Source organism: Sporosarcina sp. FA15 (genome assembly GCF_051550195.1).
GTDB lineage: Bacteria > Bacillota > Bacilli > Bacillales_A > Planococcaceae > Sporosarcina > Sporosarcina psychrophila.
This window is the reverse complement of sequence record NZ_CP188818.1, coordinates 1102529-1124144: the sequence shown is the minus strand read 5'-3', so window position 1 is coordinate 1124144 and position 21616 is coordinate 1102529. Positions and strand designations below refer to the sequence as shown.

The window sequence follows — 21616 nt, the reverse complement described above, 5'->3', positions numbered from 1 at the left end:
CACTCTATGCTTACTTTTATTTGTCTAAAGGCTCTGTTCCAAACCATTTTTTATAAATATCATTATATGTTCCATCCTCTTTCATTTCACTCAATGCTTTATTTACCTCCGTAATAAAATCTTCGTTTCCTTTATTAACTGCCATCCCTATTTCATCTTTATTTACTATGTCACTTGTAATTTTTAATGGAAGGCTATTTTCTTTAATATTGTAGGCCATTAATAACTGGTCGTTGATAATGACATCCAACCTTTTATTCGTAAGGTCTTGAATATAGTCACTTACAGCTTTGTATAATTTCACGTCAGCACCTTCGACGCTATTCGCAACTTCTTCAAAAGTTGTTCCACCACCAACGCCGACTTTCTTGCCTTTAATGTCCTCAAGTTTTGTAATGTCATCGGTATCTTCACGAGTTATTAATACGGAACCAGTTATGACATACGGGTCAGTGAAATCAACGCTTTTTTTGCGTTCTTCCGTTACAGTCATCTGCCCAATGATGATATCAAATTTATCGGCCTTTAGACCGCCGATTAGTCCATCCCATTTTGTTGCAATAAAGTTGGCTTTGACGCCTAATTTATTGGCTATTTCATTGGAGATATCTACGTCAAAACCTTGAAACTCATCTTTGTCATTTAAAAAATTAAAGGGAGGATATGTGCCTTCGAAAGCGACATTCAATACTTTCGATTTTTCAATGCGATCCAACACGCCTTTTCCACTGCTTTCTTTTTCTTGCCCTTTTTCGTTATCTGTACCACAACCCACAATAATACCAATCATAAAAATCGTGATTAGTACCAAAATTAGATTCTTCTTCATTTCTTTTCCCCCTTCTATTTACATACTATTTTAATCTGTTTTCTCCATTTTTCATCAGATAAAACAGTTTAGTCTCATGTGAATTGAAAACGCTTACTAGCTTTCCATACACACTAGAATGGCAATAGAAACTAAAGAATCATACAACTAAAATACTGATAAAGTCACTGTTAATATAATCTATCCTGCCAATTTCCCCGTACTCAGTAGCGCAACTACCATCTTTCCTATTCCTTTATTATCGAACAAAGGTATTTGAAAGTCAATCTACATATCTAATAATTCAATAATTTCTGTAAATTAAACAAGTAAAAAGACATGGTTTTATATAGATTCATATCCTCAATAAATCGTTAAACATCGTGCGGTGTAGGCAGTGTTTTTTTCGATTATCGAACAAGAATATAGTCCAATTAAAATCGATTACTCAATAATTCGTAACAAGTTAATAGACTTTTGAGCGCTTTGGAACTCCAATTATAGCAATTCCGATAAAAATTCCCGTGTGCTAAACAATGGGAGTTTGGACAGGTCTCTAACAAGAGAAATTCATCCTTTTTTCCTCTCGCCTCGTACTCAAACAAAGCCAATACTAAACATATGAGATATGAATATAAAAATACTCCTCCTTCTAATGCGCAAAAAACTTAGCACATCAGAAGGAGGAGTACAGACGTTACACCAGATTAAGGGAATTAAGTGACCATTAATATTCATATAGCCACTTCTTTTCCTTTTGCCTTATACATCGCCCCATCAGCAATTTGTATCAACTCTTGAAAATCTTGCCCATCATCCGGATAAATCGAAAAGCCAAGAGATACTCCTACAGATGGGAATTCATCAAAGTTCTCATTTTCCAATTTTCGTTGAAATTCCTGTATATAATCTGACTCAAAATCATTAGTACTTGTAGGTACTAGAATCAAAAATTCATCTCCACCCCAACGTGCTACCCTATCACTCTTCTTAACAGACTTGTTTATAATATAGGCAAGATGGATCAATAGTTCATCACCTTTATGATGTCCATATGTATCGTTAATTTCTTTAAATTTGTTGAGGTCGATCATAATGACACCTAATTTTTGATCCTTGTTTCTAATTGTTCGTGTGATTTCCCGAAAATATTTTTCTACCGTTCGACGGTTGTAAGTATCCGTTAAAGGATCTTTTTCAGAGTAGTATTTTACTCGATCGAACTGCATTCCACACCACAAAGCAACCGATAAAAAGATGAATGTCAAAATAAAAAAGTTCGCTTTAAATGGAAGCTCCAAATATTGATGATAATAAAAATACCGTAGAATATTGAATAAACTAACTACTAACATCGCGATTATTCTACCACTATATTTCATGTTATTGACTCATCTCCATATTTCCTATAGGTATAATACACCACTAAAGAACTACCCGCGACTTAATATGACAATCAACACATACTGAAAAACGATTGCAGCTATTTTGCAATCGTTTTTCAGTATGTATATAACTTTGAAACGTTTTACTTTTTATTTGCCGTCTCCCAAACGTTTTCAAGCCATGCTTCAAATTCATCGCCTTTGTCACCTTCATAGGTATCATACAAATCAAGTCTCATATTTTTCAACTTTTCTTTGTACTCTTCGAACGAGTGATCTCTTGGCAAGCTTTTCTTAATTCGAAGGAAAACTTTGTTGGCATCTTTAATCAGTTCAAATCGATTTCGTGGTGGTAATTCAACATCTTCACCAAATTTCACAAGATTACGGTGAGAGGCTTCTACCACTTTATATACGGCATCGTTGTTCATTCTGTGTAAAAGTACATCGATAGTCCGTTTATGTTTCCATTGTCCTAATTCTTCAATAGCTTCTAAACGTAGTCTCCAATTCGATGCTCGGTTAACTGCCTTCCGTAATTCATCGTAATTTGGCGGCATTTCGTTTTTAATTCCATTAGTCAAGTGATCCAATCTCCTTCTATTTCAATATCCTGTTTAGTTAAGGGTAACGCTACATATTAAATACAATACCCTTCAATATGTATTGTACCATTATCTGCTGAACTACATACCTTTTTTCATGTAATCATCTGTTCATATTCCGTTCACCTAGTCAGATTATAGTTAAGTTATTAAGAAATACGGGGGGCGCAAAGATGAATATTGCATGGAAAGAAATTAAGAAGAATAAAACAAAATTTATTATTTTAGGATCAATCATTTTTCTCGTCAGCTTTTTAACATTTATCATCTCGGGGTTATCGAACGGTTTATCCCAAGATAACGCAGCGTTAATTAAAGATTTACCAGATGGTCAATTTTACATGAACGCTGATGCAAACGAAACATACAACCTTTCAAGAATAGATGAAAGCGTACAAACCACTGTTTTAAATGAACAAAAAGATGCAGCTGCACTCTCCATTCAGATGGGTTTTGTCAACGATATGGACGACAAGCAGTATAGTATAGCTTTCGTTACTTCAACAGATTCAAAATCGTTTGAATCTGTCGGTAAAGGAGAAGTCATCCTAGATCGTTCATTAGAAGATGAAGGGATTAAGGTTGGCGATATATTAACCAATAATCAGTTCAGTGGTGAATTTAAAGTAATGGGCTTTGTTGAACAAAAGAAATACAGCCATGCGCCTGTTGCTTTTATTAACATGGAAAACTATAAAGAAATTTACCGTGTCAATGAAATGCAATTGATTTTTGTACCAGGTACAGAACATGCACCAGTGGTGACGGGTTTACAATCATTTTCAAATAAAGAATTCCTCAATACAATTCCAAGTTACAGTGCAGAACAGATGTCACTTAATATGATCATTTGGTTTTTGGTTGCCATTAGCGGAATGTTGTTCGCAATATTCTTCTACATGATGAACGTTCAAAAGATTGGATTATATGGCATCTTAAAAGCACTTGGCGTTAAAACAAGCAGATTGTTCGGTATGATGTGGTACCAGATGATTTTCATCACCGTGATTGCACTTGGACTGTCAGTTGCTTTAAGCCAAGGCTTCTCTTTAATTGCACCTCAAGGAATGCCATTTAGTTTAACACTTGAAACAACTGTTCAATTATCGGTTGTATTCCTTATCATTGGCTTTATAGGGGCGACGCTGTCCGGTCTGCAAATTAAAAAAGTAGAACCATTGCAAGCTATCCAACAAGGAGAGGTTTAATATGACGATTTTCACAATTGATGAAGTTACAAAAACATTTACGAATGGTGAAGTGGACGAACAAGTATTAAAAGGGATTAATATTTCACTTCGAGAAGGTGAAATAACAGCGTTAGTAGGCGCTTCAGGTTCTGGTAAAAGTACGATTCTTACAATAGCAGCGGGACTTCAAAGTGCAACGGACGGAAAAGTGCTATTTGAAGGTCAAAACATGACTGACATGAATCAGGATCAGATCAGAAAAATTAGAGCGAGCGAGTTCGGATTTGTCTTTCAATCCTCACACCTAGTCCCTTTTCTAACCGTAGAAGAACAATTATTGCTGATGCTTGACGTTTCTGAAACCAAGCTTAAAAAACGTGAACAAAAAGTGGAAGTCGAAAAAATCCTCAAATTGGTGGATATGAATCATCGAAAAGATGCCTACCCTGCTTCATTATCAGGGGGTGAAAAACAGCGTGTGGCAATTGCCCGTGCGATTATCCACAAACCGAAGATGTTGTTTGCAGATGAGCCGACAGCAAGCCTAGATTCTAAAAGATCGAAAGACGTCATGACATTGATCCGTGAGTTGACGAAAACATTGAACATTACAACGTTGATGGTAACTCATGATGAAGAAATGCTTTCTTTTGCGGATCATATCATTACAATGAAAGATGGATTGGTGTTATCTTAGAAAAATGCACCCTTGTATAACCGGGTAATTAAAAGTGATAAAACCGCTCAAATATTTTTTGCGAGATAGATTTCCATGAAAGTAAAGTTAATTTTTCCCCTTACTATATCCTGAATATAGATTGCCCGAAACAGCCATTCTCTTACATGGCTGTTTTTATTCTTATCTCATATATTTATGTTTTTCAAACAAGTGTGCAAATGGATACTCTTATTTTTTGCGGAAGTATAAAATCCTATTAGCTTTCACCCGGATTTTTCTGATGAAAGTAATTAGGTTTAACGACGTCATTGCTATAAGGTTTGTGAAAGACATGAGTCGTTGCAGGCGAAAGCGGTGGAATCAGCCAAGTCCAATTTCCTGTGATACCTCGCCCTACTGTACACTCATTTTTTTCAAAACTTTTAAATTGCTTGGCGGCAGTATGATGGTCGACTAACGTAACACCCGCTTTTTGATAAGAATTCAACACCGCAATATTTAGTTCTACTAGCGCTTTATCCTTCCATAGTGAACGGTTTGATCTTGTATCCAGTCCCATCAACTCTGCAACTTTTGGGAGTAGATTATAACGATCTTCATCCGCCAAATTTCTCGCACCGATTTCGGTTCCCATATACCATCCATTAAATGGAGCGGTCGGATAGTTAATCCCACCAATCTCCAACCGCATATCCGAGATAATTGGCACCGCATACCATTTTATACCCAGTTCTTCAAAACACTCTAGTTGTGGATGGGTAATCGTCACTTCTTTTACTAGTTTTTTTGGTATTTCAATGATTCGGGGCGATTCTCCTTCCAATCGAAAGACAAGAGGAAGAACATCATAAGGAGTCCTCTCCCCTTTCCAACCTAACATTTCGCACATCCTCGTAAATTCAACTGATGTGGAATCTCCAATAATCTGTTCAGCCTCTTCATATCCTGCGTAGCGTATAAGCTGATGGTTCCATATTCGTATCGGATCAATTCCGCCATGTCGTGGTGGGAAAATCGTAATCGATGAACGAATTTTTCCGTCATTTGTCGCATATTCAATATGGTTCAATAATGCGCTGTACACATCTTCAGCGGTTTCTAATGCCCTCTCGTCAAACACTTGAAGCCTGTCCCAAAATAAACGTCCAATACAACGATTATTATTACGCCAAGCCATTCTAGCTCCATGTTGAAGTTCTTGCGAAGTATGGCTATACGTTCCAGTTTCATTTATTTCACTTCGCACTTCCTCTATTCGCTTCATCTGTTGCTCTGTTGTCATCCCAAGTTCTGCATAACATCTATGTATGAATTGCTCGGCTTCTAGATGTAATCTATGTTTTTCAGTCTGTAAACTCAAAGTTCATCATCTCCAATATTGACAGTATACCATTCAAAATGAGCTTGTTTCTTCTTCAATATAGCCAACTTTTCGAACTTTGTATTTTAATTAATGGAACACATAAAGTACTAGATCTCCCCTGGACTTACACATGTGTTGATTAACCAAAATTCACCAAAAAGACTTACTCAAATATCAAGTACTCCGTGTATAGTTGCTTTTGGTTCGCTTTGAATTGAACCACTTCTATACCATTATCGAGATGCCTTGAATAATTCATCGAAAGCGGACCGGAAATGATCCAGTGAATATGGAGTTTTTCAATCCTTTATTACCTGCACGTAATTCAATAAAATGGTTAATCAACAGACGTTTTATTTCTCAAAAAAAACGCAAACCAATAGGTAATCGGTTTGCGCTGTTACATTATGACCCCATTTTTCTACGGGCACTGCTAACTTTTTTTGCTTGTTGGCTTTGCATTTTTTTAGCAGATTGTGCTGGATTGCCTTTTGCGTTGTTATCAGCAGTTTGGTTCTTCTTCGCTTCTAACTGTTGTTGTATCACTTCTTTTAAGCTTATCTTTTTCTTTGGCGCTTCGTGTTCATTTGTTTCATTGTTTTCAGTCATTTAAAATCCTCCTTACTATTGAATAATGATTGATTTTACTTCTCTCTAGTATAACCGAAATTCGATGACTACTGGGGATTTTCTAAAATTAATTAAAAAACCTATAGTTTTTCTATTTTATCAGTCAATTCACATACGGAAATAGCATACGATTAGTCCCTAGACCATAATGCGTTCAATTTGAACAATAAAACCTAAATCATGACCTATATGATGACAAGAGTCCTTTTTTATATAGGAATGCAACGATTTTCCTTTCTAATAATAACTGTTTTTGCAAGTTCTTGAAAAGTGTTCAAAAGTAACCTCCACAAATTAATGAAAGATGAAAAAAATCACCGAACAATTGGCAAGCTCTCTCAAACAACAATCGTTGGTATTAAAATAAAGCCAGAGAATTAAATAATGTATCGACGATTTTAACTGTATTTCTACTTTGAAGTATAGGTGCTACAGGCTGAAGGTCAATAATCCTGAGTTTCAACTCTCCCTGCCCCTTTCCTTCACAGCAAGTCACATTCCTGTACATGATAATTTTCATATTGTAAAGTAATTGATGAAATGTAGTAAGTAGAGGAAGTGGAATCATGTTAAAAAATGCTTTAGGACGTTTTCGTTTGATTGGTATATTGGAAGGCAGTTCACTACTGATCCTATTGTTTATCGCAATGCCATTAAAGTATTGGTTCGGTATGAAGAGTGCAGTAACAATCGTCGGAACACTTCATGGCTATATATTTCTAGCTTATATCGCAGCAATTGTATATACGATGATTAAGGTGAAATGGCCGTTTAGGTTTACGATTGGTGCCCTTCTTTCAGCATTTATCCCCTTTGGCAATTTCATTTTGGACAGACGACTCAAAAACTTGAAAACGAACTAAAAATATATTTATATGTTGAACTAATGATTCTATATAATCTCCAGCAAAGGCATCCCCGAGCGTTGTTGAGAGGATTCTTTATGCCAACATATTATAGTATAATAGATTCTGTCAAAAAAAAGCGAAGCCCATTTCAATAAAAGGGGCTTCGCTTTTTTTAATTTGCTTACGCAAGCCTATTTACTCTTTTATCTCAATTACTGTTGAATTATTTCCGGTTCACCCTAAAAATGAAGATTAAGAATAATAAGCAATCCCCTACCTTATTTTTCCAACAAATGGTTTATTTTCAGTATTATGATTAGATTATTGAAAGCTAGCTTTATACAAATTAATTAGATTTAAATAAAATTCTTGTTAATGGTAACTTTTTGCTTTATTATAGAAAAATGTTATGGAGTAATCCGTAATTAATGATACTTAAGGAGAGTGGTATGATGAGGAATTATACAAAAGAAGACATTCGCAAATTTGTAGGAGAAGAAAATGTGAATTTCGTTCGACTTCAATTCACAGATATTTTAGGTATGATCAAAAACGTGGAAATTCCCATCAGCCAGCTCGATAAGGCGCTTAACAATAAAATGATGTTCGACGGCTCTTCAATTGAAGGATTTGTGCGTATCGAGGAATCCGATATGTACCTCATACCAGATCTTAACACATGGATGGTGTTCCCTTGGCCCTCAGGAAAAGGAAGGGTAGCACGTCTTATCTGTGATATTTCTCTTGCCAATGGTTCTCCGTTTACAGGTGATCCTCGTGGCAATTTAAAACGTGTATTGACAGAAATGAAGGAGCTTGGATTTACTGATTTCAATCTGGGACCAGAACCAGAATTCTTCTTATTCAAGCTCGATGAAAATATGCAACCGACAATGGAATTGAATGACAACGGCGGCTATTTCGATCTTGCACCAATGGACCTTGGAGAAAACTGTCGACGAGATATCGTCTTGGAGTTAGAGGAAATGGGCTTCGAGGTTGAAGCATCGCACCATGAGTGCGCTCCAGGACAACACGAAATCGACTTTAAATATGCGGATGTTCTTACCGCTTGTGACAACATTCAAACATTCAAACTCGTCGTCAAAACAATTGCTCGTAAACATGGCTTGCACGCAACGTTCATGCCAAAACCCCTTTTCGGTGTCAGCGGATCAGGTATGCATTGTAATGTTTCCCTATTCAAAGACGGTGAAAATGCCTTTGTTGACGAAAATGGTGAATTACAATTAAGTACAACAGCATATCAGTTCATGGCTGGCGTTCTCGAACATGTTCCTGGATTTACAGCAATTACAAATCCAACAGTTAACTCTTATAAGCGACTTGTTCCCGGCTACGAAGCGCCCTGTTACATCGCCTGGTCTGCCCAAAACCGCAGCCCTCTTATCCGAATTCCAGCATCTCGGGGAATAAGCACTCGCATCGAAGTCCGTTCCGTCGACTCGGCTGCAAACCCATATCTTGCAATGGCGGCTATATTAAAAGCAGGTTTAAATGGCATTAAACGTGAACTCGAACCGCCAATGCCAGTCGACCGCAATATTTACGAAATGAAACCTTTCGAACTTCAAGAATTAGGTATCGGGACACTACCTACTGACCTTGACCATGCACTCATCGCGCTAGGTAAGGATGAAATTATCCAAGAAGCTCTTGGCAATCACATTTTCACAAACTTTATGGCAGAGAAAAAATTAGAATGGGAAAGTTACCGAATTACCGTACACCCTTGGGAAGTTGAACGTTATATGAAGATCTATTGATAAAAAGGTCTCGTAAGAAGATAACAGACTTTTAAACCATTGAAACTTCGATACCCCCGATTCGGTAATATGGGATACTCACCATTCAATGCCTCTCTTTGCGTGTTTGTACAGTAGATGCTATCGACACATAGGAATAAGCAAAAAGAGTCCACGAAAGCTCTTTTTGCTTATTTTTTAATTATTTGTATAACAAAAAGTAGTTATTAAACTCAAAAGGAAATGGAATCAGATTTTATACGTTTTGCCAATCACTATTAAATATTTTGACATACTACCTAAATTGTTGTAAATTATTAAAGTGCGAACGTTCCAAACTAAACGAATGATATTATTCGGATTTCGAGGTGCTATCTATGGAAAACGTATTTGATTACGAAGATATCCAGCTGATTCCTGCAAAGTGTGTGGTAAATAGTCGTTCTGAGTGTGACACTTCTATACTACTTGGCGGACATACATTTAAAATTCCAGTTGTACCAGCAAATATGCAAACAATTATTGATGAAAGTATCGCTATCCAATTAGCTGAAAGTGGTTACTTCTATATTATGCATCGTTTTAACCCAGAAAAACGAGCAAACTTTGTTAAAGACATGCAATCACGTAGTTTAATCGCTTCTATTAGCGTTGGTGTTAAAGATGAGGACTACACTTTTATTGTACAACTAGCTGCTGACGAACTTACACCTGAATTCATCACAATCGACATTGCTCATGGACATTCCAATGCAGTCATTAATATGATTCAACATATTAAAAAGCATCTGCCTGAAAGCTTTGTCATCGCTGGTAACGTTGGCACACCAGAAGCCGTACGCGAACTTGAAAATGCCGGGGCAGATGCTACGAAAGTTGGTATTGGACCTGGTAAAGTATGTATTACAAAAATAAAAACAGGCTTCGGTACAGGCGGTTGGCAGTTAGCTGCACTACGTTGGTGTGCGAAAGCAGCTACTAAACCTATCATTGCAGACGGCGGCATACGTACACACGGTGACATTGCTAAATCGGTACGTTTCGGTGCTTCAATGGTCATGATCGGTTCTCTATTTGCTGGACACGAAGAATCTCCCGGTCAAACAATTGAAAAAGATGGACAACGTTTCAAAGAATACTTTGGCTCAGCCTCTGAATTCCAAAAGGGCGAAAAGAAAAACGTTGAAGGTAAAAAAATGTACGTCGAATATAAAGGTCCACTAATGGACACTTTAGACGAAATGCAACAAGATTTACAATCGTCCATCTCCTATGCTGGCGGTAGCAAACTTGAAGCCATCCGAACAGTGGATTATGTCATTGTAAAAAACTCCATTTTTAATGGAGATAAAGTGTACTGAAAATTTATAGCTATTAAAAATCCAATCAAGATATTTTATATCTTGATTGGATTTTCTATTTAGGGAGATCTTAATTGAATGAAAACAACATCAAGATTATTACTGACAGCTCAGTATTTTCATTTTAACTTCCATGATAAAACAAGTTCTAAATGCGTTTTGCGTACTTCAGAATATTCAATCCACTTCGCGCATCTTTTAACAACAGCCTCATTTGTAACCCTCGCACTTAATATTACTTATTACAAAAAAATCGAAACTGCACTATACATCAATAACAATGCCATCACAATATTAAATTGCTTTCTATAATCCGAGAGGAATTTCTGAAATATCGAACCAAAAAGGCTCCAACAACAAGTGCTCATTATACCGACGAAACCTAGAAACAACGAAAATAGTAGTAAGTCAATTGTTGAACTATAATATGGAAGAATGAACGTTGCAATTACCGTAATACCATATAAAACACCTTTCGGATTGACAAACTGTAACAGCATCCCTGCCAAAAAACTGTTATATTTACCGCCCTCATCACCATTAGTACTAGTCGAACTAGTAATTATTTTGATTGCCAGATACAGCATATAGGCCGCACCTAGAAGCATCATAGGCAACTCAATTTTCGGAATGAAGTTATGTAGGATTAGATTAAAGTAACTCGATAATATCATGATGACAAAAAAACCTGCGCCTACGCCTAGGCAAAATCGAAGTGTCTTCTTAAATCCATACTGATTCGCAAATAACATCGCCATAATATTATTCGGACCTGGCGTAAAACTCATGACAAAAACATACAACAAGAATGTTAGTACTGGCATATTCGACCTCCCCCTAATGAATATGTTATACTGTCCATAACGGGCACTATAACGTTTTCTTTTTATTGTACAGTTCAGACGTTATATTGTACAGAGAAATAGGAGTGTTTTAAAAATGGAAATTCATCTTATCATTGCCAAGAATTTAAAAGCAATAAGAGAGAGTAAAAAGTTAAGTCTTGAAAAAGTGGCTGAATTGACTGGTGTAAGTAAAACAATGATCGGTCAAATTGAACGTGGCGAATCAGCTCCAACCATTACAACTATCTGGAAAATAGCCAATGGTTTGAAAGTTTCTTTTACTTCACTCATCAATCACCCTCAGCCCGACACAATAATAGTATCGAAAAGTGATATTCAAATCTTGTCCGAAGATAATGGAAAATATCGAGTATACCCCCATTTTCCATTTGATGAAGACAAACGCTTTGAAGTGTATGCAGTTGAGATAGACAAAGGTGGATTCCTAAGTGCAGATTCACATATGGAGGGGACCGAAGAGCTATTAACAATTTTTGAGGGGGAGCTAACGGTACGTGTAAATTACGAGGAGTATACCATTGAAAGCGGTGATTCCATCCGATTTAAAGCCGACAGACCCCATAGCTATCATAATTCAGGAGAAACATTGACTCGTTTAAGTATGGTATTGTACTACCCAAATTAAAAAGGGGCTGTCCATGAGTTGTAAATTATCGGCTGATGGGACAGCCTCTTTGTACCAATGCAATTATTAATCTTGCCTGCTACGTTTAATTTCCTAATGCTTTTCTATTCCACTCACTGTGGGATTTGCTCTATCTTTTCATGCACATGTAACTATTTTATCCACAAGAATTGAGAAGCACTCTACACTAATCGTATTTATATATTACAATGATAATTTCTTGGAAAATCGAACCATAGCCTTGACAGTCAAGCAAAACCTATCCCGCTCAATCAAATCCATAGCTTGCAAAAGTTACTTCAATCTGAAATTAACCCCCTCTTCTGCAAATCATTTGCGGATTTGTTTATCTAAGCGTAAGCAATCGATATCCTTACTAATTTTGTAAAAACCAGGTTCTTAGCAAATTTAGAGAAATTTAATATAAAAAAAGGGTTTCCTACTGTACAATATATCAGTTTGACTGATGTGAACAGTTCTCGAACAGAATATTCTCCATCAGGCCACTGAAATTACACTTGATTCAATTGTTTATTTTCATTTTTTCTTGCACTGCTTTTTCAAGACGATTCTTCTCTTTTACGAATTGTTCGTGCGATTGACTTTGTTGTTCACGTTCGAGCTGTTTTTGCGTCTGGTAATCACTGTAATTTCCTGAATAGACATGTACTACTCCGTCATTCACTTCCCATACTGTGGTAACGAGCGAGTCTAAAACAGCGCGGTCATGGCTAATTAATACTAGTGCCCCGTAGTAATAGCGCAGTTCATCGAGTAAAAAAGATATACCTTCTTGATCTAAATGCGTAGTCGGCTCATCAATCAATAGTGCTTCGTAATAATGCGTAAACAACTGTGCCAACTTCAACCTTGTTTACTCACCACCACTTAGCTCTTCAGAATATTGCGGAACTGCCAATCTTCCAAGTAAGGCCCCTTCCGCTTCTACAACAGTGGGGCTTCCAGTTGCTCAAAGTAACCGCCCTCCACATGAAGTTTCACTGTTCCACGTGTCGGTTTAATATTATTAGCTAGCAATTTCAATAATGTACTTTTCCCAGCAACATTTTTTATTTCAAAACAGATTTGTTCTAAATTCACTACCTCCGAAATATTATAATTTCGTACCGATAGCTAGAATCGATACGAGCTTCTATTTCAAGCTCGTATTAAAAGAATAATAAAAATTGCATGTCGCTTCCTCCTCCTTCACTTTTATAGTCACTGCCGCATTTAGAACAATAAGGAGACCTGCCGCGCTAAAGAAGACGGCTACATTCGTGAGTTCCGTAAAAAATCCAGCTAAACCTAATCCAATTGGTGCTGCCAATAACGATAGACTTGTCACAAAACTGAATACCCGTCCAAGCAATTGAGGTTCAATTTCCGCTTGGATAAAAGCATAGAATGGCGCTGAAAATAATGGACCAGCTAAACCGACTAAAAAACTCATCACTACGAACACATAGAACATCGACGGCAAAAGCAGACCGGAAATAAATAAGGAAATGCCCATCAAGATCATGCCTGCTGCCATTGTTTTAACCTTATCGAACCGATCTCCCAGTACACCTAAAAACGAAGCGCCTACAATCAAACCAATTGCAAATACGATCTCAACGATACCTGCTTCTACTACGCCTTTTTCAAAATGATTCCGTACCATAAGCGGGAAATAAGTTCCAACGGGAATGAATAGAACAGCTACAACAATCATCACGATGGTTAGCTTTAAGACAAGGCGATGTTTCACAATCGCATGATAGCCTTCTTTCATTTCAGCTATCAAGTTATCAGTGGCCATTTCTTCTGTTCTTGTTACGCTCGGAATTCGGATGAACAATAGCACGCTACAAGCGATAATAGCGCCAAAAACATCGAACAATAACACCCATTCAAGGGAGCTAACTGCTAGTAACGACACCCCTACTGCGGGTCCTGCAATATTGGTCATTGAACTCACCATCTGCCCCCAGCCTGCAACCTTTGTAAGATGCTCTTTTGGTGCAAGCAATGGTACAGAAGCTTGCATTGCCGGCATATGAAAAGCAGTCGCAAGGGATCGAACAATTAACACAAGTATGACTAACGTGATATTTGGCTCGCTATAATACATCCATAAAAACAAGAATAAACTACCCAGTGCAATAATCAGATCTGCTAAAATCATCATCACTTTACGGGAATGACGATCAACTATCGTCCCTGCAAATGGACCGAGCAAGGCTTGCGGTAAAAAGCCGGCTATCCCAGCCAGTGCTAATACAAGTGGAGAACCCGTTATATCTGTCAACCACCAAATAATACTAAATTGAACAGCGGCACTACTCAGCAATGAGAAAAACTGTCCTGTATATAACGCAATAAATTTTCGTTTCCAATTTCTATTTTCCATTATAATCGATACCTCCTGAATTTGCGTATCGATTCTTCACCGATACGAGCTTGACTTACTAAGCCCGTATCAATAGAAAAGTAACATCATCATAGTGAAATCCCTCCAGATCATAAAATCACAATGCGACTGCTTAGAAACGACTATAGCACCTATCTCCCTGATTCTATAAAAAAAGTACGCATTTTACTGCTTACTTAAAAAATGGTAAAGATATCTGTAGAGCGATAAAGCTTCTACTTCCTATCTAACCTAGTACGCACAACAAATAACCCCTCAAAAGAGTGGTTAACAAAATATGTACATATCGATCAGTATAGTTGTAAAAATCCCACCTCTATCGCTCCTTTCAAAGCTTAAATTATACTAACTTGTTCCTAATGGTATGTCAATGCATATCACGTTCTTCCATCCCCTCCCAGTTGCGTTCTTGAGGCTTTCGATTTCCCTTCAATACTAATCCAACTCTATTTTTAAGACTAATGGTTTACAATACTTTTCCTTTTGCATAAAAATCATGATCCTCTTTATTCATCTCATCACCTAACGCCTATATTATTGCAGAATCATTAGCTGACTTAACAGCATCAAGACTGTTCTTGCTTATTGGTGTCAGATTCACATTGCATACTCCTGTTTTTGGTAAATCCAGTTCCACTTTTTGTGCTGATTCAAAGTCGTACGTTAGATATTCATCTTGGGATCGACCCCTTCATAAAAAGATAATAATATACTTATATGCATTTCGGAATAAAGGTCGAGAGATGGTTTCTCCCGACCTTTATTAATTATTTATTTCCCAGTTTCAGCAAAGTACCTAATACGATCACCAATTTCATTACGAACACGTTGGAAAAAAGCCCACTTCTCTTCATTCGTTCCTTCTGCCTTTGCAGGATCATCAAATCCCCAATGATCACGCTTTACATGGGGTGGTGTCATCGGACACTTGTCAGCAGCATCCCCACAAAGCGTGACGATAAAATCTGCATCATTTAAGATTTGTGGATCAATACTATCCGAAGTTTGATTCGAAATGTCGACGCCAGCCTCATTCATGGCTTTGACAGCATTTGGATTAACTCCATGTGCTTCAATTCCAGCACTGAGAACCTGCCATTCTTCACCAAGATACTTTTTGCCCCAACCTTCAGCCATTTGGCTACGGCATGAGTTACCTGTACATAAGAAATAGAGTGTTTTTTTCGACATAATTAAAGCCACCTTTTGTGTTTTATTGTATGATTGACAGCCATAAATACAGTCCTATTAGTGTAATCAGAAGTGTAGGAACCGTTAAAATAATTCCGATTTTAAAATAGCTACCCCAAGATATCTTCACACCTTTTTGAGATAAAACATGTAGCCATAGTAAAGTGGCCAACGAACCGATTGGCGTTATTTTGGGACCTAAATCCGATCCGATGATATTTGCATAAATCAAAGCCTCGCGAATAGGACCTGTCGTAGTCGTTTCTGATATAGCTAACGCGTTAATCATGACCGTAGGCATATTATTCATAAGTGAGGACAATATCGCTGCAATAAATCCCATAGAAATCGTTGCAATAAAGAGTCCTTGATTGGCTGCCAATTGAATGACATCGCCCAATACAGCTGTAAGACCAACATTACGCAATCCGTAGACAACAACGTACATCCCAACAGAGAAGAAAACGATGGCCCAAGGTGCCCCCTTAAGTACTTGCTTCGTGTGTACAGCTGGGCTTCTTTGTGCCATGGCCATAAAGAATATCGCCGTAAGCCCAGCAATAATAGAAACAGGCAATCCCGTAAACCCACTAGAGAAATAACCTAAGAGTAATACGCTTAAAATCAGCCAAGTTAGTCGGAACATTTTTATATCCTTGATAGCATCCTTCGGTTCTTTTAAATCCGAGACATCATAGTCTTTAGGAATACTTTTACGGAAGAATAACAACAACACTAAAATGCTCGCAACTAATGCAAATAAATTCGGAACAATCATTCTGGTTGCATATTCAACAAATCCGATACCGAAAAAGTCTGCTGAAACAATATTGACTAAGTTACTCACAACTAATGGCAACGAAGTGGTATCAGCTATAAAACCACTGGCAATAATAAATGGAAAAATCATCTTTTCATTGAAATTCAAATTTCTTACCATTGCAAGAACAATTGGCGTTAGTATTAATGCAGCCCCATCGTTTGCGAACAAAGCCGCAACAACTGCACCTAAAATACTGACGTAAACAAACATGCGAATCCCACTGCCTTTAGCTAATCTAGCCATATGTAAGGCAGCCCACTCAAAGAATCCGATTTCATCTAAGATCAATGAGATGATTATAATGGCGATGAAAGCAAGAGTAGCATTCCATACAATCCCTGTAACATCAATAACGTCTTGAAAGTTAACCACTCCTACTAATAAAGCGATTATTGCTCCAATACAAGCGGACCATCCAATTGATAAATTTCTAGGCTGCCAAATAACAAAAATAATTGTAATGATGAATATCAATGATGCCATTATTACTGAAACCAACGCCCATTCCCCTTCCTACTCGCAGCAAACTCTAAGCCCTTGCGCTTCCAGTCTAGCTATAGACTCATTCTGTTCAGGAAGCTGTTCAAGAATGCTTTGAATAAACGGATAGTCTTCATGATTTTTGTTAATCGAGAAGAAAATCCATTGTCCTCTACGTTCTTCTTTCACTACCTTAATATCTCTAAGTTTACGCAAGTGTTGGCTGATTGCTGGCTGACTCATATTAAAAATCTCAACAAATTCACACACACAGCATTCATGTGACTTGAGTAGCTGCATCATGGTCAAACGGGTTGGATCTCCGAGTAATTTTAAGAGTTGCGATGCTTGCTGCATATCAATCGTTACTGTTTCATTCATTAGTCATCCCTCCTTAGATCATCATATAAGAATATACTTATATTCACAAGTGAATTATTCTACTTAACTATATTATATTGGGCTTTACTCGAAAGAAATTTTGTTAGGACATGACCAAGAAATATTATACCGATTTGAAGTTCAAATTTGTTGTTTGTATTTCTATTTAGTGAACCTCTTATTCTAAACGCCAAATAATACCCTTTTGATTTTCAAGTAAGCATTATTTGGCGTTTAGGGAAAGGATTTTCCACGCCATTATCGGATTTATTAACACATTAATCAGAATATCCGTAATTCTCTACTCTCTTTTTCATCACCTTCGCCATTTGTTGGGAACTTGTTTCTTCTTCCCCATGCAGTTTATCAACGATGTTAAGATAATCCTCCTCATTGCGATTCTGACTTAATTTATAGGCAGCTTGAATTTCTCCTACTTTAATTTTAAATCCAACAATTCCTTTTAGTTCTTTTTCTACTAACTGAGGAGATAGTTTGTTCCATAAAACCGGATTCTTTCGATGCTTCTCGTATTTTTGTAGCATCATTATTAGGTCTTGTTTTAACTCTTCCTCATCCAAAATGCTCGCAATGCCATATACATGTACGGCTTGATAATTCCATGTTGGAACATTTTCATGCCCGTACCAAGAAGAAGAAATATAAGCATGTGGCCCCTGGAACACAACTAGTACATCATCACAGCCTTCGAATGTTCTCCATTGTGGATTCCCATATGCCATGTGCCCGGTAATATAATAATCATCTCCTTTTTTATTTAGCGCCAAAGGTAAATGACTAGCAATTGGTTTATTTTGTTTTATTGTAACAATAGTTCCAAATGAGTTCTCTTGAACAAATTCTTTAATTTCATCTACGTCTGTAACTTTAAAATACTTGGGAATATACATGATTAACCTCCTCTTTGATTACTAAAATGGCATTTATTTCCACATTAATTGAAAATGATTGGTATGCAGATTTCATAATTCAAACACGTAGTACCGATCTAGATACACTCATACAATAAATCCCATTGAATTCGCTTTGGTACCTTCGCAAAAATAAGAAGACCGATCCTGTCTTTAAGGTTTAAATACTAATCCAATTTCCTCCAAAGAGTTTCTAAGTATAGGCAGAGAAGCTGGGCCAATACCGTGAAATTGTAAAATTTCTTTTTCGCTAAACATTGATAGTTGTTGTAACGTTCCAATACCGTGATGCTCTAACGCTCTCCTTGCAGGTGCTGAGAGCTTTGAGAGAAATCCCTTGTCCGGCTCACGTTCTTTCTCGCATATCGGACAGCTTGGACAATCACTACTTTTATAATAGTTGTGTCCGTTGCTACATATTCGTAAGCTCCTGTTTGAAGTTCCCATTGTAAAATGTCTCCTTCCTTAAAATCTATATTCCCTTAATTATAGAATACTTCGAGTATACTTTTTATTGAATGATACCAGGTTCTGAAACCATTAGTCATTCAAAGAGACTCGTGTACTCCGAACTTATTTCTTGATTAATTCCGTAATGATTTTGTTTACCATCTTATCCATTTTGGATGATTCATATCTCCGCATCCAAGAAAAAATTTCCATACCTTTAATCTGTCTTGAAGTACGGCTTCATTGCGATCACCATATGCGCTAAACGAGTACGAATGAAGCTCTCTACTTTAGATTTCCCTTAATGAACCCGTACAGTTTCAACTCCCCTTGTACATTTATGCACTATTATCAATAATATGAGTTTTTTTATTTTCCTAGGAGTTTAAGTACATTCCTCAACAAACTTCCATATATCATTTCATTTATTTCTATAAATCCAGTTTACACTCAACTATTTCATTAAATAAGCCCTTTTACAACGAAACACCCCTTTGGATAAAAATCCAAAGGGGTGTTTCGTAACTTTTTTATAAACGTCGCATTTTTTTACAAACATCGCGACTTTATTTTAAATCCACAACTTTATTTCAAAGCTACATCACATCAAAAAAATTGATACTCAAACTAACCTCACTCCACCGTAACTGATTTTGCTAAATTACGAGGTTTGTCAACGTCGCATCCTCTATGAAGAGCAGCGTAATAGCTAATTAGCTGCAAGGGGATAACGGCAACAAGAGGTGTAAGTAAGGCATGCACTTTGGGCAGAACAAAACGATCATTCTCTTCTTCCAACCCTTCCATTGACAGTATGCAAGGATTCGCTCCGCGCGCGACAACTTCTTTAACATTACCACGAGTGTTGAGACTCACTGCTTGTTGTGTAACAATTGCAAACACAGGTGTGCCCTCTTCAATCAGCGCAATCGTCCCATGTTTTAATTCCCCACCTGCGAAGCCCTCTGCTTGAATGTAGGAAATTTCTTTTACTTTAAGTGCACCTTCTAAGCTAACGTAATAGTCTAGGTTCCGCCCGATGAAGAAAGCATTTCGAGAAACTGCTAAGAATTCATGTGCGATTTGCTCCATTTCCTCTTTTGAATCCACAAGTGTTTGGATTGCATTCGCTGTGATGGCAAGCTCTTTCTTCAAGTCAATTTCTACTGTTTTCCCTCGTTTTTTGGCTACAACATAAGCTGCGATAGCAAGAACTGCTACTTGAGCTGTATATGCTTTTGTCGAAGCTACAGCAATTTCCGGACCAGCGTATAACAGTAATGTATGATCCGCTTCACGAGAAAGTGTGGAGCCTGTAGCGTTTGTTAACGTAATGCTTGGGTAGCCTAACGCTTTTATTTTCACCAATACTTGACGGCTGTCCGCAGTCTCTCCAGATTGTGTAATGAAAAGAAATAACGGTTTTTCCGAAAGAAGTGGCATGTTATAGCCAAATTCACTTGAAATATGCACTTCAACCGGAATACCAGCAATTTTTTCAAAATAGTGCTTGCCGATTAGACCAGCGTGATAGCTTGTGCCCGCTGCAATTATATAAAGACGGTCAGCTTCGTTAAACGCATTTACAATATTCTCATCCATTGCAAGTTCACCTTGCTCGTTTTCATATGCTTGAAGAATTTTACGAATAACACCTGGCTGTTCGTCCATTTCTTTCAGCATAAAGTGAGGGTACGTGCCTTTCTCAATATCACTCATATCAAGCTCTGCTGTAAAAGGTGCACGGTCAATAGTTTCGCCAGCCAATGTCATCAGTTCGATTGCTTGTTTACGAACAATGACAACTTCTTGATCATGTAGTTCAACGTATTGGTTTGTTACTTGTAACATCGCCATCGCATCAGAAGCAACCACATTGAAGTTGTCTCCAACTCCTATTAATAATGGGCTCTTGTTTTTGGCAACAAAAATAGTGTCTGCCTCATCAGCATCTAACATGGCGATTGCATAGGAACCATGGAGTAAAGACAGTGTGTGACGGAAAGCTGTTTCAGTAGTCATACCATCTTTAACAAACTTTTCAACAAGTTGTACGATAATTTCTGTATCCGTGTCAGAAATCATTTGAACGTCCTGTAAATATTCTTTTTGAAGGTTATGATAATTCTCGATTACACCATTATGCACAAGTGTAAACCGACTCGATGTACTTTGATGTGGATGTGCATTCGTTTGATTTGGAACGCCATGAGTCGCCCAGCGTGTTTGACCAATTCCAGTTGACGCTAACACTGTTGAATCTACTGCTGCACGTAGGTCTGCAATACGTCCTTTTTCTTTTATAACAGTAACACCTTTTTCATTGCGGAGTGCGATTCCCGCCGAGTCATACCCACGATATTCTAACCTTTCAAGTCCCTTTAATAGAATTTCTTTCGCATCTAAATCACCAATATAACCTACTATTCCACACATATTTTTTCCTCCGATATTTGCAAAATAAGCAATACTTAACTACACCTCAGCTGAATTAGCGAAGTGTCCTTACATATTGCTTGAATGATTTTGCCTTTTTGCTCCTTTGTCCATTCGATTGCTCAAATGATTTACTAGCAAAAAATACAACCGGGCAATTGCGATTGGGAGGCTTCCGCCGAAAGTTCGATACTCCTCCACCTCGTCTGCTGAAAATTAGTAACGTCCGATTTCTTCAGCACTGGCGCTTTAACTGTTTTCCGATTTACATTTAACGCGCGATTTTCACTCCTTTTACACGCGGTGACCAATAGCTTATCTAGTACTAGTAGCTATGAATCAACTTTATCATCTTACATAACTTGCTGTTTTTTTGTCAAT

Annotated in this window: 19 protein-coding genes and 1 pseudogene; 6 read left to right on the top strand and 14 right to left on the bottom strand. The window is 37.4% G+C overall.

All coding sequences use genetic code 11. From position 1 onward, the window contains the following. Positions 1-16: 16 nt before the first annotated feature. From ACP8HG_RS05270 to ACP8HG_RS05260, 3 genes are all read right to left on the bottom strand, one after another. A complete protein-coding gene (locus ACP8HG_RS05270) occupies positions 17-829 on the bottom strand; it encodes a transporter substrate-binding domain-containing protein (protein WP_067208912.1) in 813 nt (270 codons plus the stop codon). Between the two features lie 713 nt (positions 830-1542). Then, complete coding sequence (locus ACP8HG_RS05265) at positions 1543-2190, bottom strand: GGDEF domain-containing protein (RefSeq protein ID WP_067208910.1); 648 nt, start codon at positions 2188-2190, stop codon at positions 1543-1545. Positions 2191-2336: 146 nt separating this feature from the next. Further along, complete coding sequence (locus ACP8HG_RS05260) at positions 2337-2753, bottom strand: HEAT repeat domain-containing protein (RefSeq protein ID WP_187047873.1); 417 nt, start codon at positions 2751-2753, stop codon at positions 2337-2339. A gap of 218 nt (positions 2754-2971) precedes the next feature. On the opposite strand from ACP8HG_RS05260, the gene ACP8HG_RS05255 reads away from it, so the two are divergent. Next, on the top strand, positions 2972-4006 hold the full coding sequence (locus ACP8HG_RS05255; protein WP_342538145.1) for an ABC transporter permease: 1035 nt from the start codon (positions 2972-2974) through the stop codon (positions 4004-4006). Position 4007: 1 nt separating this feature from the next. Further along, positions 4008-4685, top strand: coding sequence for an ABC transporter ATP-binding protein (locus ACP8HG_RS05250; RefSeq protein ID WP_067208901.1), 678 nt, complete (start codon positions 4008-4010; stop codon positions 4683-4685). Positions 4686-4923: 238 nt separating this feature from the next. On the opposite strand, the gene ACP8HG_RS05245 is transcribed toward ACP8HG_RS05250, so the two are convergent. Continuing rightward, complete coding sequence (locus tag ACP8HG_RS05245) at positions 4924-6027, bottom strand: nitric oxide synthase oxygenase (protein ID WP_438298295.1); 1104 nt, start codon at positions 6025-6027, stop codon at positions 4924-4926. Between the two features lie 408 nt (positions 6028-6435). Then, complete coding sequence (locus ACP8HG_RS05240) at positions 6436-6639, bottom strand: hypothetical protein (protein ID WP_067208898.1); 204 nt, start codon at positions 6637-6639, stop codon at positions 6436-6438. 587 nt (positions 6640-7226) lie between these two features. Between ACP8HG_RS05240 and ACP8HG_RS05235 the strand changes: the two genes are divergently transcribed. From ACP8HG_RS05235 to guaC, 3 genes are all read left to right on the top strand, one after another. Further along, positions 7227-7523, top strand: a complete 297-nt coding sequence (locus ACP8HG_RS05235) for a DUF3817 domain-containing protein (protein WP_187047693.1) — start codon at positions 7227-7229, stop codon at positions 7521-7523. 437 nt (positions 7524-7960) lie between these two features. Then, complete coding sequence (glnA, locus tag ACP8HG_RS05230; protein ID WP_067208894.1) at positions 7961-9295, top strand: type I glutamate--ammonia ligase; 1335 nt, start codon at positions 7961-7963, stop codon at positions 9293-9295. Between the two features lie 356 nt (positions 9296-9651). Continuing rightward, complete coding sequence (guaC, locus tag ACP8HG_RS05225) at positions 9652-10635, top strand: GMP reductase (RefSeq protein ID WP_187047692.1); 984 nt, start codon at positions 9652-9654, stop codon at positions 10633-10635. Between the two features lie 242 nt (positions 10636-10877). On the opposite strand, the gene ACP8HG_RS05220 is transcribed toward guaC, so the two are convergent. Next, positions 10878-11459: a LysE family transporter gene (locus tag ACP8HG_RS05220; RefSeq protein ID WP_067208889.1), complete on the bottom strand. Its 582-nt coding sequence runs from the start codon at positions 11457-11459 to the stop codon at positions 10878-10880. A 115-nt stretch (positions 11460-11574) separates the two neighbouring features. Between ACP8HG_RS05220 and ACP8HG_RS05215 the strand changes: the two genes are divergently transcribed. Then, complete coding sequence (locus tag ACP8HG_RS05215) at positions 11575-12126, top strand: helix-turn-helix domain-containing protein (protein WP_067208887.1); 552 nt, start codon at positions 11575-11577, stop codon at positions 12124-12126. Positions 12127-12661: 535 nt separating this feature from the next. On the opposite strand, the pseudogene ACP8HG_RS05210 reads toward ACP8HG_RS05215, so the two are convergent. The 8 genes and pseudogenes from ACP8HG_RS05210 to glmS form a co-directional block, all read right to left on the bottom strand. After that, positions 12662-13239: pseudogene (locus tag ACP8HG_RS05210) on the bottom strand (ABC-F type ribosomal protection protein); the annotation flags it as partial. A gap of 40 nt (positions 13240-13279) precedes the next feature. Next, positions 13280-14521: an MFS transporter gene (locus ACP8HG_RS05205; RefSeq protein WP_438298294.1), complete on the bottom strand. Its 1242-nt coding sequence runs from the start codon at positions 14519-14521 to the stop codon at positions 13280-13282. A 792-nt stretch (positions 14522-15313) separates the two neighbouring features. After that, positions 15314-15733, bottom strand: coding sequence for an arsenate reductase (thioredoxin) (gene arsC / locus ACP8HG_RS05200; RefSeq protein WP_067208883.1), 420 nt, complete (start codon positions 15731-15733; stop codon positions 15314-15316). Positions 15734-15755: 22 nt separating this feature from the next. Next, positions 15756-17054, bottom strand: coding sequence for an arsenic transporter (locus ACP8HG_RS05195; protein ID WP_304627124.1), 1299 nt, complete (start codon positions 17052-17054; stop codon positions 15756-15758). Positions 17055-17069: 15 nt separating this feature from the next. Next, the gene (locus ACP8HG_RS05190; protein WP_067208877.1) at positions 17070-17417 is read right to left on the bottom strand and encodes an ArsR/SmtB family transcription factor; all 348 of its coding nucleotides are present in this window, start codon (positions 17415-17417) and stop codon (positions 17070-17072) included. A 278-nt stretch (positions 17418-17695) separates the two neighbouring features. Further along, positions 17696-18328, bottom strand: a complete 633-nt coding sequence (locus tag ACP8HG_RS05185; protein WP_421102942.1) for an FMN-binding negative transcriptional regulator — start codon at positions 18326-18328, stop codon at positions 17696-17698. A 174-nt stretch (positions 18329-18502) separates the two neighbouring features. Beyond that, a complete protein-coding gene (locus ACP8HG_RS05180) occupies positions 18503-18796 on the bottom strand; it encodes an RNA polymerase alpha subunit C-terminal domain-containing protein (protein ID WP_340764549.1) in 294 nt (97 codons plus the stop codon). A gap of 636 nt (positions 18797-19432) precedes the next feature. Then, positions 19433-21235 carry a glutamine--fructose-6-phosphate transaminase (isomerizing) gene (gene glmS, locus ACP8HG_RS05175; RefSeq protein ID WP_338652475.1) on the bottom strand — a complete coding sequence of 601 codons (1803 nt, stop codon included), beginning with the start codon at positions 21233-21235 and terminating at the stop codon, positions 19433-19435. Positions 21236-21616 lie beyond the last annotated feature (381 nt).